The 15,293-nt window shown below is 51.0% G+C and carries 16 protein-coding genes; 9 read left to right on the forward strand and 7 right to left on the reverse strand.

The genetic code is table 11. The features are described 5' to 3' along the window. Nucleotides 1-27: 27 nt before the first annotated feature. From FEK46_RS20650 to FEK46_RS20660, 3 genes are read right to left on the reverse strand one after another with little or no spacing between them, the layout of a single operon-like run. Nucleotides 28-423 (reverse strand): MAPEG family protein, encoded by a 396-nt coding sequence (locus FEK46_RS20650; protein WP_130208499.1) that lies wholly within the window; start codon nucleotides 421-423, stop codon nucleotides 28-30. A gap of 52 nt (nucleotides 424-475) precedes the next feature. After that, nucleotides 476-1,294, reverse strand: a complete 819-nt coding sequence (locus FEK46_RS20655; protein ID WP_135559476.1) for a DUF72 domain-containing protein — start codon at nucleotides 1,292-1,294, stop codon at nucleotides 476-478. Further along, nucleotides 1,291-1,857 carry a hydrolase gene (locus FEK46_RS20660; RefSeq protein WP_135559477.1) on the reverse strand — a complete coding sequence of 189 codons (567 nt, stop codon included), beginning with the start codon at nucleotides 1,855-1,857 and terminating at the stop codon, nucleotides 1,291-1,293. The genes FEK46_RS20655 and FEK46_RS20660 overlap by 4 nt, the downstream gene beginning before the upstream one ends. Before the next feature lie 310 nt (nucleotides 1,858-2,167). Here FEK46_RS20660 and aspS point away from each other — a divergent pair, with 310 nt between their 5' ends. The 4 genes from aspS (at nucleotide 2,168) to ruvC (ending at nucleotide 5,835) form a co-directional block, all read left to right on the forward strand. Then, the gene (gene aspS, locus FEK46_RS20665; protein ID WP_130208496.1) at nucleotides 2,168-3,940 is read left to right on the forward strand and encodes an aspartate--tRNA ligase; all 1,773 of its coding nucleotides are present in this window, start codon (nucleotides 2,168-2,170) and stop codon (nucleotides 3,938-3,940) included. Between the two features lie 117 nt (nucleotides 3,941-4,057). After that, entirely contained in the window at nucleotides 4,058-4,510 is a 453-nt protein-coding gene (nudB, locus tag FEK46_RS20670; RefSeq protein WP_131161209.1) for a dihydroneopterin triphosphate diphosphatase, read from the forward strand. 28 nt (nucleotides 4,511-4,538) lie between these two features. Beyond that, nucleotides 4,539-5,279 carry a YebC/PmpR family DNA-binding transcriptional regulator gene (locus tag FEK46_RS20675; RefSeq protein ID WP_000907234.1) on the forward strand — a complete coding sequence of 247 codons (741 nt, stop codon included), beginning with the start codon at nucleotides 4,539-4,541 and terminating at the stop codon, nucleotides 5,277-5,279. A 34-nt stretch (nucleotides 5,280-5,313) separates the two neighbouring features. Then, nucleotides 5,314-5,835, forward strand: coding sequence for a crossover junction endodeoxyribonuclease RuvC (gene ruvC / locus FEK46_RS20680; RefSeq protein ID WP_135559478.1), 522 nt, complete (start codon nucleotides 5,314-5,316; stop codon nucleotides 5,833-5,835). 4 nt (nucleotides 5,836-5,839) lie between these two features. Here ruvC and FEK46_RS20685 read toward each other — a convergent pair whose 3' ends face one another. Continuing rightward, on the reverse strand, nucleotides 5,840-6,439 hold the full coding sequence (locus FEK46_RS20685; RefSeq protein ID WP_130208495.1) for a YebB family permuted papain-like enzyme: 600 nt from the start codon (nucleotides 6,437-6,439) through the stop codon (nucleotides 5,840-5,842). Between the two features lie 273 nt (nucleotides 6,440-6,712). Between FEK46_RS20685 and ruvA the strand changes: the two genes are divergently transcribed. Together ruvA and ruvB are read left to right on the forward strand one after the other, a co-directional pair. Then, nucleotides 6,713-7,324, forward strand: coding sequence for a Holliday junction branch migration protein RuvA (gene ruvA, locus FEK46_RS20690; protein WP_000580323.1), 612 nt, complete (start codon nucleotides 6,713-6,715; stop codon nucleotides 7,322-7,324). Between the two features lie 8 nt (nucleotides 7,325-7,332). Beyond that, a complete protein-coding gene (gene ruvB, locus FEK46_RS20695) occupies nucleotides 7,333-8,343 on the forward strand; it encodes a Holliday junction branch migration DNA helicase RuvB (RefSeq protein ID WP_000568522.1) in 1,011 nt (336 codons plus the stop codon). A 339-nt stretch (nucleotides 8,344-8,682) separates the two neighbouring features. Here ruvB and znuB read toward each other — a convergent pair whose 3' ends face one another. Together znuB and znuC are read right to left on the reverse strand one after the other, a co-directional pair. Further along, nucleotides 8,683-9,468, reverse strand: a complete 786-nt coding sequence (znuB, locus tag FEK46_RS20705; RefSeq protein ID WP_135559480.1) for a zinc ABC transporter permease subunit ZnuB — start codon at nucleotides 9,466-9,468, stop codon at nucleotides 8,683-8,685. Further along, complete coding sequence (znuC, locus tag FEK46_RS20710; RefSeq protein WP_130208493.1) at nucleotides 9,465-10,220, reverse strand: zinc ABC transporter ATP-binding protein ZnuC; 756 nt, start codon at nucleotides 10,218-10,220, stop codon at nucleotides 9,465-9,467. The genes znuB and znuC overlap by 4 nt, the downstream gene beginning before the upstream one ends. Nucleotides 10,221-10,298: 78 nt before the next feature. Here znuC and znuA point away from each other — a divergent pair, with 78 nt between their 5' ends. The 3 genes from znuA to lpxM all read left to right on the forward strand — a co-directional run bounded on the left by znuA (nucleotide 10,299) and on the right by lpxM (nucleotide 13,659). Further along, nucleotides 10,299-11,231 carry a zinc ABC transporter substrate-binding protein ZnuA gene (znuA, locus tag FEK46_RS20715; RefSeq protein WP_074399578.1) on the forward strand — a complete coding sequence of 311 codons (933 nt, stop codon included), beginning with the start codon at nucleotides 10,299-10,301 and terminating at the stop codon, nucleotides 11,229-11,231. A 15-nt stretch (nucleotides 11,232-11,246) separates the two neighbouring features. Then, nucleotides 11,247-12,569, forward strand: a complete 1,323-nt coding sequence (mepM, locus tag FEK46_RS20720; protein ID WP_130208492.1) for a murein DD-endopeptidase MepM — start codon at nucleotides 11,247-11,249, stop codon at nucleotides 12,567-12,569. Nucleotides 12,570-12,687: 118 nt separating this feature from the next. Further along, nucleotides 12,688-13,659: a lauroyl-Kdo(2)-lipid IV(A) myristoyltransferase gene (gene lpxM, locus FEK46_RS20725; RefSeq protein ID WP_135559481.1), complete on the forward strand. Its 972-nt coding sequence runs from the start codon at nucleotides 12,688-12,690 to the stop codon at nucleotides 13,657-13,659. A 154-nt stretch (nucleotides 13,660-13,813) separates the two neighbouring features. Here the strand turns inward: lpxM and pyk are convergent, their stop codons facing one another. After that, the gene (gene pyk / locus FEK46_RS20730; RefSeq protein WP_130208490.1) at nucleotides 13,814-15,256 is read right to left on the reverse strand and encodes a pyruvate kinase; all 1,443 of its coding nucleotides are present in this window, start codon (nucleotides 15,254-15,256) and stop codon (nucleotides 13,814-13,816) included. Between the last annotated feature and the right edge of the window lie 37 nt (nucleotides 15,257-15,293).

Below are 15,293 nucleotides of genomic sequence, written 5' to 3' on the forward strand. Positions count from 1 at the left end.
GGGAAAAAGAAAGTGGCGTATTGTGCGCTAACGTAGGGAGAAAACCAACTCCCAGGGCATATACCAAAGATTCGCCAGCACCATCAGCAATAGCGCACACCAGGTGGCGCTCATACCAGAACGTCGCCAGCGAAACAGACGGTGATGGAAACCGTAATAATGCATCAGGCGACCTGCAAGCAAAACGAGGCCGCAAATATGCACCATCCAGGTTTCAGCACCATTCATTTCCATAAATAGCATCAATACAATCGCGATAGGAATATATTCCACCGCATTGCCATGAATACGAATAGCACTTTGTAGTTCGCTAAAACCGCCGTCGCCATAGGCAACGCGATACTGCATTCGCAGGCGAACAACATCAAAAGAGAACTTCATTAATAACAACGCACCTAAAACGGCATACAGCGCGCTTACCATACAAACTCCCTTTAAAATGGCCGATGGCACTTGTCTATGATAGGTGGCAAATTCAGAAAAGAGAAGATTGCTGTGGAATAGCCGGGACTGCTCCGATCTCTGGAAGCATTTTACGTAAGTCTTCCCACAGTGTATGTACCAGCTCCGGTGCCTGGGCAATATCTGGCGTGTGCAGAAAAAGATAAGGCGTGGTGCTCTGCTGCCACTGCGCTAATTTCTGTAACCAGACCTGAAATAATTCCCTGTTTTGCGCCATATCATCGCTGCCGATAAAACGGATCAGCGGATTTGTCGCCGTTAGTACGGCATGTACCGGAACCTTCGGTTTCTTCCGTTGAGCGTCGCGTATGGCTTCATTATGCGGACGTGCAGCATGAACTGGACGGCTATCTAAAATCACCCGATTAACGGCGCGCTGATGCAAACCGCGATTAAGCGTTTGTTCCGCTTCCCCTTTGGCGAAAAACAACGGATGACGCACTTCCACGCCATAGTGAAACTCGCCGGGAAGAGTATCGAGAAAATGCCAAAGCGCAGGCAAATCCCGTGGACCAAACGTGGCAGGCAGTTGCAGCCAGTATTGACCAATACGCGGTGCTAACGGTGACATACGGGTCAAAAATTCACTGGTTAAATCATCGCAATGACGCAACGCTGCCTGATGCGAAATGGTCGCCGGAAACTTAAAACAGAAGCGGAAGTCATCTGTAGTCTGCTCCCGCCAGCGCAGGACAACCTCGGGTTTCGGCAGGGCGTATAGCGTGGTGTTGCCCTCCACGCAATTAAAGTAGCGGGCATACTCTTCCAGGCTGGTTATCCCCAACCGCACCCATTTAGGATGCGACCATTGCGGCAGACCGATATAAATCATAACGCGTTGAGGATCTCTTCCACGCTGCGCACACGGGCGATGCGTGGATAGATATGGTTGATGCTGTTATGGTGCTGCTCGGCACTGGCGGCGCTACAGGCATCTTCGGCAATCACCAGATTAAAACCGAGTTCCCAGGCATTGCGGGCGGTGGACTCAACGCCGATATTGGTCGAGATCCCACATAACACTATTGTATCGATACCTCGGCGGCGTAATTGCAACTCCAGATCCGTACCGTAAAACGCACCCCATTGACGTTTGATGATTTCGATATCGCTGTCGGTTGCACCTAATGCAGCAGGATGTTGCCACCAATTTTCGGGCAACACTTTGGCCGGTGAGGGCGCATCGACAGGCTGTTTCAATGCTTCAGCATAATCGGCAGACCAGCCAACACGCACCAGAAACACGGGCTGACCGCTCGCGCGAAATTTCGCCGCCAGTTTTCCTGCGCGATTCATCACGTCTTCGGCAGTATGCGGACCACCGGCAAAAGGCAAGATGCCTTCCTGTAAATCAATCACAACCAGCGCTGTGGTTTTGGCATTAAGTTCAAGCATGATCACTCCAGATAAAACAAAATTGTGCCTCTCACCTTAATGCGATTAGCCGATGGCGGAACGACAAATTTTGTTAATTTTTATGAGTTCGGGCAACACCTTTATAGCAAACTGGCGTAGAGTCTGATTTCAGGCCCGATATAAAGTGGTAACGAGGCGTTCCAGCGCGGGCCAGGCTCTTACGGTGCGGCAGAATTTCCAGTATAATAGCCGCCTTTTTTCATTCAGTTGTGACATACAGCTAACGCTGCGACTCAGGTCACCTGCACAGCAGGGGACATCCGCCAGCAGCTAAGTTAAGGGATATCTCATGCGTACAGAATATTGTGGACAGCTCCGTTTGTCCCACGTGGGGCAGCAGGTGACTCTGTGTGGTTGGGTCAACCGTCGTCGTGATCTTGGTAGCTTGATCTTTATCGATATGCGCGACCGCGAAGGTATCGTGCAGGTATTTTTCGATCCGGATCGTGCGGACGCGTTAAAGCTGGCCTCTGAACTGCGTAATGAGTTCTGCATTCAGGTCACGGGCACCGTACGTGCGCGTGACGAAAAAAATATCAACCGCGATATGGCGACTGGCGAAATCGAAGTGCTGGCTTCCTCGCTGACCATCATCAACCGCGCAGACGTTCTGCCGCTTGACTCCAACCACGTCAACACCGAAGAAGCGCGTCTGAAGTACCGCTATCTTGACCTGCGTCGCCCGGAAATGGCTCAGCGCCTGAAAACCCGTGCGAAAATCACCAGTCTGGTGCGTCGTTTTATGGACGACCACGGTTTCCTCGACATCGAAACTCCGATGCTGACTAAAGCCACGCCGGAAGGCGCGCGTGACTACCTGGTGCCTTCTCGTGTGCACAAAGGTAAATTCTACGCGCTGCCGCAATCCCCGCAGTTGTTCAAACAGCTGCTGATGATGTCCGGTTTTGACCGCTACTATCAGATCGTTAAATGCTTCCGTGACGAAGACCTGCGCGCTGATCGTCAGCCTGAATTTACTCAGATCGATGTGGAAACTTCTTTCATGACCGCGCCGCAAGTGCGTGAAGTGATGGAAGCGCTGGTGCGTCATTTGTGGCTGGAAGTGAAGGGCATTGATCTGGGCGATTTCCCGGTAATGACCTTTGCGGAAGCTGAACGCCGTTACGGTTCTGATAAACCGGATCTGCGCAACCCGATGGAACTGACCGACGTTGCCGATCTGCTGAAATCCGTTGAGTTTGCAGTATTTGCAGGTCCAGCGAACGATCCGAAAGGCCGTGTTGCCGCTCTGCGTGTTCCGGGTGGCGCATCGCTGACCCGTAAGCAGATCGACGAATACGGTAACTTCGTTAAAATCTACGGCGCGAAAGGTCTGGCTTACATCAAAGTTAACGAACGCGCGAAAGGTCTGGAAGGTATCAACAGCCCGGTAGCGAAGTTCCTTAATGCGGAAATCATCGAAGCCATCCTGGATCGTACTGCCGCGCAAGATGGCGATATGATTTTCTTCGGTGCCGACAACAAGAAAATTGTTGCCGACGCGATGGGCGCACTACGTCTGAAAGTGGGTAAAGACCTTGGCCTGACCGACGAAAGCAAATGGGCACCGCTGTGGGTTATCGACTTCCCGATGTTTGAAGACGACGGTGAAGGCGGCCTGACGGCAATGCACCATCCGTTCACCGCGCCGAAAGACATGACGGCGGCAGAACTGAAAGCTGCACCGGAAAATGCGGTGGCGAATGCTTACGATATGGTCATCAATGGTTACGAAGTGGGCGGTGGTTCAGTGCGTATCCATAATGGTGATATGCAGCAGACGGTGTTTGGCATTCTGGGGATAACCGAAGAGGAACAGCGCGAGAAATTCGGCTTCCTGCTCGACGCCCTGAAATACGGTACTCCGCCGCACGCAGGTCTGGCATTTGGTCTTGACCGTCTGACCATGCTGCTGACTGGCACCGACAACATTCGTGACGTTATCGCCTTCCCGAAAACCACGGCAGCAGCGTGCCTGATGACTGAAGCACCGAGCTTTGCTAACCCGACTGCACTGGCTGAGCTGAGCATTCAGGTTGTGAAGAAGGCTGAGAATAACTGATATGACTCAAATACACGAAATCATTCGCGTTGCATCGAGGCGGCAACTGAGTGAACTCCCATGAGCATAGATAACTATGTGAATGGGATGAGCGAAGGCAGTCAACGAAGAGGCAGCGTGAAGGTTAAAGTGTATAAGCGTCCCGTTTCGATCTTAGTGGTCATCTATGCACAAGATACGAAACGGGTGCTGATGTTGCAGCGGCGTGACGATCCCGATTTCTGGCAGTCGGTAACCGGCAGCGTGGAAGAGGGTGAAACCGCGCCGCAAGCTGCCATGCGCGAAGTAAAGGAAGAGGTCACCATCGATGTTGTCGCTGAACAACTGACCTTAATTGACTGTCAGCGCACGGTAGAGTTTGAAATTTTTTCACATTTACGTCATCGCTATGCGCCGGGCGTGACGCGCAATACGGAATCATGGTTCTGTCTTGCGCTCCCGCACGAGCGCCAGATTGTTTTCACTGAACATCTGGCTTACAAGTGGCTTGATGCGCCTGCTGCGGCGGCGCTCACTAAGTCATGGAGCAACCGGCAGGCGATTGAACAGTTTGTTATTAACGCTGCCTGAACAGGCAGGGCTATCTGGAGATATTTTTATGGCAGGTCATAGTAAATGGGCCAACACCAGACATCGTAAAGCTGCGCAGGATGCTAAGCGCGGTAAAATCTTCACTAAAATCATTCGTGAGCTGGTAACCGCGGCTAAGCTGGGCGGTGGCGATCCGGACGCTAACCCGCGTCTGCGTGCAGCAATTGATAAAGCACTGTCTAACAACATGACCCGTGACACCCTGAACCGCGCAATTGCACGTGGTGTGGGCGGTGATGATGATGCAAACATGGAAACCATCATCTACGAAGGTTACGGCCCTGGCGGCACGGCAATCATGATTGAATGTCTGTCTGACAACCGCAACCGTACCGTTGCTGAAGTGCGTCACGCATTCAGCAAATGTGGCGGTAACCTCGGTACTGACGGTTCCGTAGCCTATCTGTTCAGCAAAAAAGGCGTGATCTCCTTCGAGAAAGGCGACGAAGACACCATCATGGAAGCAGCACTGGAAGCAGGTGCTGAAGACGTTGTGACCTATGATGACGGCGCGATCGACGTCTACACTGCATGGGAAGAGATGGGTAAAGTACGCGACGCTCTGGAAGCGGCAGGTCTGAAAGCAGACAGCGCAGAAGTTTCCATGATCCCGTCAACCAAAGCCGATATGGATGCAGAAACTGCACCGAAACTGATGCGTCTGATCGATATGCTGGAAGACTGTGACGACGTGCAGGAAGTTTACCATAACGGTGAGATCTCTGATGAGGTTGCAGCGACCCTCTGATGAGGCCGGCTAAACAACAAAACGGAGACGCGTGATGTCTATTATTCTCGGTATTGACCCGGGTTCGCGCGTTACCGGCTACGGTGTTATCCGTCAGGTGGGCAGGCAACTGTCCTACTTGGGTAGCGGATGCATACGCACCAAAGTGGATGATTTACCGTCTCGTCTGAAACTGATCTATGCGGGCGTGACGGAAATCATCACCCAGTTCCAGCCCGATTATTTCGCAATCGAACAAGTCTTTATGGCGAAGAACGCTGACTCTGCCCTGAAACTGGGGCAGGCACGAGGCGTGGCGATTGTGGCAGCGGTGAATCAGGAATTGCCGGTGTTTGAATATGCTGCGCGTCAGGTGAAGCAAACAGTGGTGGGCATTGGTAGCGCCGAAAAAAGCCAGGTGCAGCATATGGTGCGTACCTTGCTGAAATTACCTGCTAATCCACAGGCGGATGCCGCCGATGCGCTGGCGATTGCCATCACCCACAGCCATGTCAGCCAGAATGCGATGCAGATGAGCGAATCGCGGCTGAACCTGGCGAGAGGGCGACTGCGCTAAATTATCACGCTTCAGTCAGTTCAGGCTGAGGCGTTTCTACTCCCTCCGCATGAATCAACATTAGACTCGGATGATGCCACAAACTCGCTGGCGTAACCGTTTTACGATCCCACGGAATTGCGCCTAAGAACCAGAATTTCCAGAAAGTGAGTTTTGCATTCGGATTGCTATTTAACAATTCTCCAAATGTCTCTATTTCACCCACCGGAATACATAGCGCCTCTTTATAAATATCAAAGACAAATTTTGAACAGAACTGGCGTGAAGATTCGTATTTAAAACCGGTGTGGTAGAGTTTGCGTAGCCGGGAGGGAACCTGTTCAACAATTCGTTGTTTTTGTTGTTCTGTTAGCCCTGCGTCTAATCGCTTTATAGCATAGCGTTGATTAGAAGAACGTTTAATAAAACGGGATAGCGTGGTGATGGTTGAAAGGGGAACCCGGCTTTCTGCAACCAGGAAGTCTTCACCGTTATGACCTATAATGATCCCGACGTGATTACTCCAGCAATTTGATGCTGCTGATATTTGACCAAATAAGGCAGCACCTATACATGTAAAGACGATATCACCAATTTCATATTCAGCAGGGTAATTAATATTCACGTTGTCATTCCATTGAAATAAATATGAATACACGTAATAACATAAAAAAGTTTATTTTTCAGGAGTCGAAATGTATATTTTTTTACGCATTAACTCACTGAATATGTAATATTCAAATATTTGCTTCCAATATAACCTGTAGAATAAATTATACTGCGCCATTTTTCAGATCATCGGGACGCCTCGCAAGTTTTCTTCATCCTTCGCTGGATATCTATCCAGCATTTTTTTATCATACAGCATTATCTTTGATTCATTACGCAGGAGCGTCATGTGATAGGCAGACTCAGAGGCATCATCATTGAAAAACAACCCCCGCTGGTGTTAATTGAAGTGGGCGGCGTAGGCTATGAAGTGCATATGCCGATGACCTGTTTTTATGAGCTCCCTGAAGCGGGTCAGGAAGCGATCGTTTTCACCCACTTTGTGGTGCGTGAAGACGCGCAACTACTGTACGGTTTTAACAATAAACAAGAGCGCACGTTGTTCAAAGAGTTGATCAAAACCAACGGCGTCGGCCCCAAGTTGGCACTGGCGATCCTCTCCGGAATGTCAGCGCAGCAGTTCGTTAATGCCGTTGAGCGTGAAGAAGTGGGGGCACTGGTGAAACTGCCGGGTATTGGCAAAAAAACCGCCGAGCGTTTAATTGTCGAAATGAAAGACCGATTTAAAGGTTTGCATGGCGATCTGTTTACCCCGGCCGCCGATCTGGTGCTCACGTCGCCTGCCAGCCCGGCAACCGATGATGCTGAACAGGAAGCGGTTGCTGCGCTGGTGGCACTGGGCTATAAACCACAAGAAGCCAGCCGGATGGTGAGCAAAATTGCTCGCCCTGACGCCAGCAGTGAAACATTAATTCGCGAAGCTCTGCGCGCCGCGTTATGAGGTAAAGGATGATTGAAGCAGACCGTCTGATTTCTGCCGGTACGACTTTGCCGGAAGATGTGGCAGATCGCGCCATTCGCCCCAAATTACTGGAAGAGTATGTTGGTCAGCCGCAGGTTCGTTCACAGATGGAGATTTTCATCAAAGCAGCGAAACTGCGCGGCGATGCCCTCGATCATCTGTTGATTTTTGGCCCTCCGGGTTTAGGTAAAACCACGCTTGCTAACATTGTCGCCAATGAAATGGGCGTTAATTTACGCACGACTTCCGGTCCGGTGCTGGAAAAGGCCGGCGATCTGGCAGCAATGCTCACTAACCTTGAACCGCATGACGTGCTGTTTATTGATGAGATCCACCGTCTTTCACCAGTGGTGGAAGAGGTGTTGTATCCGGCAATGGAAGACTACCAACTGGATATCATGATTGGTGAAGGTCCGGCGGCACGCTCCATTAAAATTGATTTGCCCCCGTTTACCCTGATTGGTGCAACCACGCGCGCAGGTTCGCTGACATCACCGTTGCGCGACCGTTTTGGTATTGTGCAACGTCTGGAGTTTTATCAGGTGCCAGATCTGCAATATATCGTCAGTCGTAGTGCGCGCTTTATGGGGCTCGAGATGAGTGACGATGGCGCGCTGGAAGTGGCGCGTCGGGCGCGTGGTACGCCACGTATTGCCAACCGCCTGCTGCGTCGAGTGCGTGATTTCGCCGAAGTGAAGCATGATGGTACCATCTCGGCAGATATCGCCGCCCAGGCGCTGGATATGCTGAATGTCGATGCTGAAGGTTTCGATTATATGGACCGCAAGTTATTGCTGGCGGTAATTGACAAGTTCTTCGGCGGGCCTGTAGGTCTGGATAACCTGGCGGCGGCTATTGGCGAAGAACGTGAAACCATTGAGGATGTGCTGGAGCCTTATTTGATTCAGCAAGGCTTTTTGCAGCGTACACCACGCGGGCGTATGGCGACAGTGCGGGCGTGGAACCACTTCGGCATCACGCCGCCAGAAATGCCGTAGTTCAAATAAGACGCTCGCGCCGCATCCGACACTGGCAATATGCCTGATGCGACGCTGTTCGCGTCTTATCAGGCCTACCCGATATAGCGAACCGTAGGTCGGATAAGGCGTTCGCGCCGTATCCGACACTGGCAATGTGCCTGATGCGACGCTGTTCGCGTCTTATCAGGCCTATCTGGTATAGCGAACCGTAGATCAGATAAGGCGCTCGCGCCGCATCCGATACTGGCAATGTGCCTGATGCGACGCTGTTCGCGTCTTATCAGGCCTGGCATGTATAACGAACCGTAGGTCGGATAAGGCGCTTGCGCCGCATCCGACAAATGTGTTCAGGCGAAATTAGCTGGCCTGTTTTTTCATCATACTCAAAATAAACAACAGAGCAGCACACAGCACCACGGACGGACCCGCAGGCGTATCGTAAAACGCTGAAAAAGTTAAACCGCCAGTTACAGCAATCATCCCCACCAAAACGGCGACACCTGCCATCTGTTCCGGCGTACGGGCGAAACGACGTGCGGTAGCAGCCGGAATGATCAGCAGCGAGGTAATAATCAACGCCCCGACAAATTTCATTGCCACACCAATCGTCAATGCTGTTACCAGCATCAACAGCAATTTCACGCGCTGTAATTTCACGCCATCGACAAATGCCAGGTCCGGGCTAATGGTCATCGACAGTAAATTACGCCATTGCCAGAACAGAATTGCCACCACAATGACCACGCCAATGGCGATGGAGATGAGATCTTCCGGCGTCACTGCCAGCAAATCACCGAACAGGTATGCCATCAAGTCAACGCGAATGTTAGACATCAGACTGACAACGACCAGGCCCAGCGACAAGGCACTGTGCGCCATAATTCCCAATAACGTATCGATCGCCAGCTGTGGACGCTTCTCCAGCCATACCAGACCGCCCGCCAGCAGCAGCGTAACGGCAATCACTGCATAGAAGGGATTCACGTCCAGCAACAGACCAAAGGCCACTCCAAGTAAAGACGCATGGGCCAGCGTATCGCCGAAATAAGACATACGACGCCAGACAACAAAAGAACCCAAAGGACCAGCGGCACAGGCCAGCATAATCCCGGCTACCCAACCGGGAAATAATAATTCAATCATGAGCGATCACTTCCCCGACGCAGAACAATTCGCCCCTGTAAATCGTGGCGGTGATTATGATGATGGCGATAAATACCCAGCTGTTCAGCTCCACGAGGCCCGAACATCGAAATAAATTCCGGATGCAGGGAAACGACTTCTGGTGTGCCAGAACAACAGATGTGATGGTTAAGGCAAAGTACTTCATCGGTTTTTGCCATTACCAGATGCAGATCGTGAGACACCATTAAAACGCCACAATCCAGTTCGCGACGTAACTGGTCAATAAGGTCATATAACGCCACCTGACCATTCACATCCACGCCCTGGGTGGGTTCGTCCAGAACTAATAACTGGGGTTGATTTAACAATGCGCGCGCGAGTAGTACACGCTGCGTTTCACCGCCAGAGAGCTTTTGCATTGGCGCGTCAATAAGATGCCCAGCCTGAACGCGTTTTAGTGCAGGCAGAATATCTTCCTTATGTGTTCTGGGGCGTAAGCGTAAAAAACGGTTTACGGTCAGTGGCAACGTGGTGTCGAGATACAGCTTCTGTGGCACATAACCAATGCGCAGTTTTCCGTGGCGCTTGATAACACCTTCATCTGGTGTTACCAGCCCGAGGACAACCCGAACCAATGTCGACTTACCTGCGCCGTTCGGCCCAAGTAAGGTCAAAATTTTACCAGGCTTGAGTTCCAGCGACACATCAGAGAGGACGCGGCGTTGGCCAAATGAAACCGAGACATTTTCCAGGGAAACCAGACTTGTCATGTTAATTTTAGTCTTGCAGTAGTCATGAAATGTTATAATATCACACTTCTTATATTCATTACGATGATTGGTCGCATTATGTTACATAAAAAAACGCTTCTTTTCGCAGCATTATCTGCTGCTCTCTGGGGCAGTGCAACTCAGGTAGCAGAAGCTGCCGTTGTCGCTTCGCTTAAACCTGTTGGATTCATCGCTTCCGCTATTGCTGATGGAGTAACAGAGACGGAGGTGTTACTTCCTGATGGGGCCTCTGAACATGATTATTCACTGCGTCCATCTGATGTAAAACGCTTACAGAACGCGGACTTAGTTGTCTGGGTTGGACCGGAAATGGAAGCGTTTATGCAAAAGCCCGTGAGTAAATTACCCGAAGCGAAGCAGGTAACCATTGCGCAGCTTGAGAGTGTAAAACCGCTGCTGATGAAAAGCATTCACGACGCTGATGATGATCATGACCACGCGGAAAAAAGTGACGAAGATCACCATCACGGCGATTTCAACATGCACGTTTGGCTTTCCCCAGAGATAGCGCGGGCTACAGCGGTTGCAATCCATGGAAAATTAGTGGAACTTATGCCGCAAAGTCGAGCCAAACTTGACGCCAACCTGATGGAATTTGAGGCACAATTAGCTTCAAGTAGGAAACAGGTTGGTAACGAGCTCGCGCCGCTCAAGGGAAAAGGTTATTTCGTTTTTCATGATGCTTACGGCTACTTCGAAAAACAATTCGGACTGACACCGCTTGGTCACTTTACCGTAAACCCAGAGATTCAACCTGGCGCGCAGCGTTTACATCAAATAAGAACACAGTTGGTTGAGCAAAAAGCAACTTGCGTTTTTGCTGAGCCACAGTTCAGGCCTGCGGTCGTTGAAAGCGTCGCACGAGGGACATCCGTTCGTATGGGAACGTTGGATCCCCTTGGGACGAATATCAAACTGGGCAAAACAAGCTATTCAGAATTCCTGAATCAATTAGCTAACCAGTACGCGAGCTGCCTGAAAGGAGATTAATGAGGAAGTGATTACGTGCAACAGATAGCCCGCTCTGTCGCCCTGGCGTTTAATAATTTACCGCGACCACACCGCGTTATGTTGGGGTCGCTCACCGTTCTTACACTGGCCGTCGCTGTCTGGCGGCCTTATGTTTACCACCGAGACGCCTCGCCTATTGTCAAAACCATTGAGCTTGAACAGAACGAAATTCGTTCTCTCTTACCTGAGGCCAGTGAGCCGATTGATCAAGCTGCGCAAGAAGATGAAGCCATTCCACAGGACGAACTGGACGACAAAATCGCTGGTGAAGCCGGCGTTCATGAATATGTCGTTTCTACGGGCGACACGTTAAGTAGCATCCTTAATCAATATGGTATTGAGATGGGTGATATCACCCAACTTGCTGCTGCTGATAAAGATCTGCGTAACCTGAAAATTGGTCAACAACTCTCCTGGACATTAACAGCTGATGGCGAGTTACAGCGTCTGACCTGGGAAGTGTCTCGCCGCGAAACTCGTACCTATGACCGCACCGCTGCTAATGGTTTTAAAATGACCAGCGAAATGCAGCAAGGGGAGTGGGTTAATAGTCTGTTGAAAGGAACCGTTGGGACAAGTTTTGTTGCCAGCGCCCAAAGTGCAGGTTTAACCAGCGCTGAAGTGAGCGCGGTGATTAAAGCAATGCAGTGGCAGATGGACTTCCGCAAAGTGAAAAAAGGTGACGAATTTGCGGTATTAATGTCACGTGAAATGCTTGATGGTAAACGTGAACAAAGCCAACTGTTGGGCGTGCGTTTGCGTTCAGAAGGCAAAGATTACTATGCTATTCGCGCTGAAGATGGCAAATTCTACGACCGCAACGGTACGGGCCTGGCGAAGGGATTCTTACGATTCCCGACGGCAAAACAGTTCCGCATTTCGTCTAACTTTAACCCGCGTCGTCTGAACCCGGTAACCGCTCGCATTGCGCCGCACAGAGGCGTTGATTTTGCGATGCCACAGGGTACGCCGGTGCTTTCGGTGGGGGACGGTGAAGTGGTCGTTGCTAAACGCAGTGGCGCCGCTGGTTATTATGTCGCGATTCGTCATGGTCGCAGCTACACCACGCGTTATATGCATCTGCGTAAGATTCTGGTTAAACCGGGGCAGAAGGTGAAGCGTGGCGATCGTATCGCGCTTTCCGGTAACACCGGGCGTTCAACTGGGCCACATCTGCACTATGAAGTATGGATTAACCAACAGGCTGTGAACCCGTTGACAGCGAAACTGCCGCGTACTGAAGGGCTGACCGGTTCAGATCGTACCGATTTCCTGGCGAAGGCCAAGGAGATTGTACCGCAGCTACAGTTTGATTAATTAATACCCATTGGCAGCCGGTACGCAGTCAGTGCCGGCTTTTTTATTTGGTGCGGGGCAAGTTGCGCCGTTACACTACCACCAGATTGATTATTGCCTTATCCAAAACTGGAAAAGCATGGAAACGAAAAAAAATAATAGCGAATATATTCCTGAGTTTGATAAATCCTTTCGTCACCCTCGTTACTGGGGAGCCTGGTTGGGCGTGGCGGCAATGGCCGGTATTGCCTTAACACCAGCGAAATTCCGTGATCCCATCCTTGCGCGGTTGGGGCGTTTTGCCGGAAGACTGGGTAAAAGCTCACGTCGTCGGGCGTTGATCAATCTGTCTCTCTGCTTTCCAGAACGTAGCGAAGCCGAACGCGAAGCGATTGTGGATGAGATGTTTGCCACAGCGCCGCAAGCGATGGCAATGATGGCTGAACTGGCGATACGTGGGCCGGAGAAAATCCAGTCTCGCGTCGACTGGCAGGGGCTGGAGATCATCGAAGAGATGCGGCGTAACAACGAGAAAGTGATCTTTCTGGTACCGCACGGCTGGGCAGTTGATATCCCCGCTATGCTGATGGCCTCACAAGGGCAGAAAATGGCAGCAATGTTCCATAATCAGGGCAACCCGGTTTTTGATTATGTCTGGAACACGGTGCGTCGTCGTTTTGGCGGTCGTCTGCACGCGAGAAATGATGGTATTAAACCTTTCATCCAGTCGGTTCGTCAGGGCTACTGGGGATATTATTTACCGGATCAGGATCATGGACCTGAACACAGCGAATTTGTTGATTTTTTCGCAACCTATAAAGCGACGCTGCCAGCAATTGGTCGCCTGATGAAAGTGTGTCGCGCGCGTGTCGTTCCGTTGTTCCCAATCTATGATGGCAAAACCCATCGTCTGACGATTCAGGTTCGTCCACCGATGGATGACCTGTTAGAGGCGGATGACGCTACCATTGCGCGGCGTATGAATGAAGAAGTTGAGATTTTTGTTGGTCCGCGACCAGAGCAGTACACCTGGATTTTAAAATTGCTGAAAACGCGCAAACCGGGCGAAATCCAGCCGTATAAGCGTAAAGATCTTTATCCCATCAAATAAAAAAAGCCTCTCGTGAGGAGAGGCTCTCGTCTAATGTTAAGTGCGCATTTATTCTATGCGCATGCTTATCGGCCCTACAGGTTGATCGTAATTTATTGAATTATCACGGTCCTGTAGGCCGGATATGGCATTTATGCCGCATCCGGCAACTAACTTACTCTACCGTTAAAATACGCGTGGTATTCGTCGAACCCACGGTACTCATCACGTCGCCCTGGGTGACAATCACCAGATCACCAGACATCAGGTAGCCTTTATCGCGCAGCAGATTTACTGCTTCGCTGGCAGCAACTACGCCATCATTTGTACTGTCAAAATAGACCGGCGTAACACCACGATAAAGCGCAGTCAGGTTCAGCGTGCGTTCATGACGTGACATGGCGAAAATCGGCAGACCGGAGCTGATACGAGAAGTCATCAGCGCGGTACGACCAGATTCGGTCATGGTGATGATCGCGGTAACGCCTTTCAGGTGGTTAGCTGCGTACATTGCGGACATCGCGATAGCTTCTTCCACATTGTCGAACTGAACGTCCAGGCGGTGTTTAGACACATTGATGCTCGGGATTTTTTCGGCACCCAGGCAAACACGCGCCATTGCAGCAACGGTTTCAGATGGATATTGACCAGCGGCGGTTTCCGCAGACAACATTACGGCGTCAGTACCATCCAGAACGGCGTTCGCCACGTCCATGACTTCTGCACGCGTCGGCATTGGATTGGTAATCATCGATTCCATCATCTGGGTAGCAGTAATGACTGCGCGGTTCAGCTGACGCGCGCGACGAATCAGCGCTTTCTGAATCCCAACCAGTTCGGGATCGCCAATCTCTACGCCGAGGTCGCCACGTGCGACCATCACCACGTCAGAAGCGAGGATGATGTCGTCCATTGCATCCTGGCTGCAAACGGCTTCCGCACGTTCAACTTTGGCGACAATTTTCGCATCACAACCTGCATCGCGCGCCAGGCGACGAGCATAATTCAGATCTTCGCCGCAGCGTGGGAAAGAGACAGCCAAATAATCTACGCCAATCAATGCCGCAGTTTTAATGTCTGCTTTGTCTTTCTCAGTCAGCGCTTCAGCCGACAGACCGCCGCCGAGTTTGTTGATCCCTTTATTGTTGGAGAGAGGGCCGCCGACGGTCACTTCGGTGAACACTTTCATGCCCTGAACTTCCAGCACTTTTAACTGTACGCGACCGTCGTCCAGCAGCAGAATGTCGCCAGGCACGACGTCAGAAGGCAGACCTTTATAGTCGATACCGACTTTTTCTTTATCGCCTTCACCTTTGCCCAGGTTGGCATCCAGCAGGAATTTATCCCCAATATTGAGGAAAACCTTACCTTCTTTAAAGGTAGATACGCGAATCTTTGGCCCCTGAAGGTCACCGAGAATAGCCACATGACGACCCAGTTTTGCGGCAATTTCACGAACTTTATCCGCGCGCATTTTATGGTCTTCAGGCGAGCCATGAGAAAAGTTCATTCGTACGACGTTTGCACCCGCTGCGATGACCTTTTCAAGGTTATTATCGCGATCGGTAGCCGGGCCTAACGTGGTAACGATTTTGGTTCTGCGAAGCCTTCTGGACATGTAATACTCCGTTGACTGAAACAACCAGGTGTTGCTT

The sequence above is a fragment of the Escherichia sp. E4736 genome, assembly GCF_005781225.1.
GTDB lineage: Bacteria > Pseudomonadota > Gammaproteobacteria > Enterobacterales > Enterobacteriaceae > Escherichia.

What these genes read in the sequence shown, in the direction of transcription:
- FEK46_RS20650 (WP_130208499.1), bottom strand. Translation starts at nt 423, where the DNA reads ATGGTAAGCGCGCTGTATGCCGTTTTAGGTGCGTTGTTATTAATGAAG.
- FEK46_RS20655 (WP_135559476.1), bottom strand. Translation starts at nt 1,294, where the DNA reads ATGATTTATATCGGTCTGCCGCAATGGTCGCATCCTAAATGGGTGCGG.
- FEK46_RS20660 (WP_135559477.1), bottom strand. Translation starts at nt 1,857, where the DNA reads ATGCTTGAACTTAATGCCAAAACCACAGCGCTGGTTGTGATTGATTTA.
- aspS (WP_130208496.1), top strand. Translation starts at nt 2,168, where the DNA reads ATGCGTACAGAATATTGTGGACAGCTCCGTTTGTCCCACGTGGGGCAG.
- FEK46_RS20675 (WP_000907234.1), top strand. Translation starts at nt 4,539, where the DNA reads ATGGCAGGTCATAGTAAATGGGCCAACACCAGACATCGTAAAGCTGCG.
- ruvC (WP_135559478.1), top strand. Translation starts at nt 5,314, where the DNA reads ATGTCTATTATTCTCGGTATTGACCCGGGTTCGCGCGTTACCGGCTAC.
- ruvB (WP_000568522.1), top strand. Translation starts at nt 7,333, where the DNA reads ATGATTGAAGCAGACCGTCTGATTTCTGCCGGTACGACTTTGCCGGAA.
- znuB (WP_135559480.1), bottom strand. Translation starts at nt 9,468, where the DNA reads ATGATTGAATTATTATTTCCCGGTTGGGTAGCCGGGATTATGCTGGCC.
- znuC (WP_130208493.1), bottom strand. Translation starts at nt 10,220, where the DNA reads ATGACAAGTCTGGTTTCCCTGGAAAATGTCTCGGTTTCATTTGGCCAA.
- znuA (WP_074399578.1), top strand. Translation starts at nt 10,299, where the DNA reads ATGTTACATAAAAAAACGCTTCTTTTCGCAGCATTATCTGCTGCTCTC.
- lpxM (WP_135559481.1), top strand. Translation starts at nt 12,688, where the DNA reads ATGGAAACGAAAAAAAATAATAGCGAATATATTCCTGAGTTTGATAAA.
- pyk (WP_130208490.1), bottom strand. Translation starts at nt 15,256, where the DNA reads ATGTCCAGAAGGCTTCGCAGAACCAAAATCGTTACCACGTTAGGCCCG.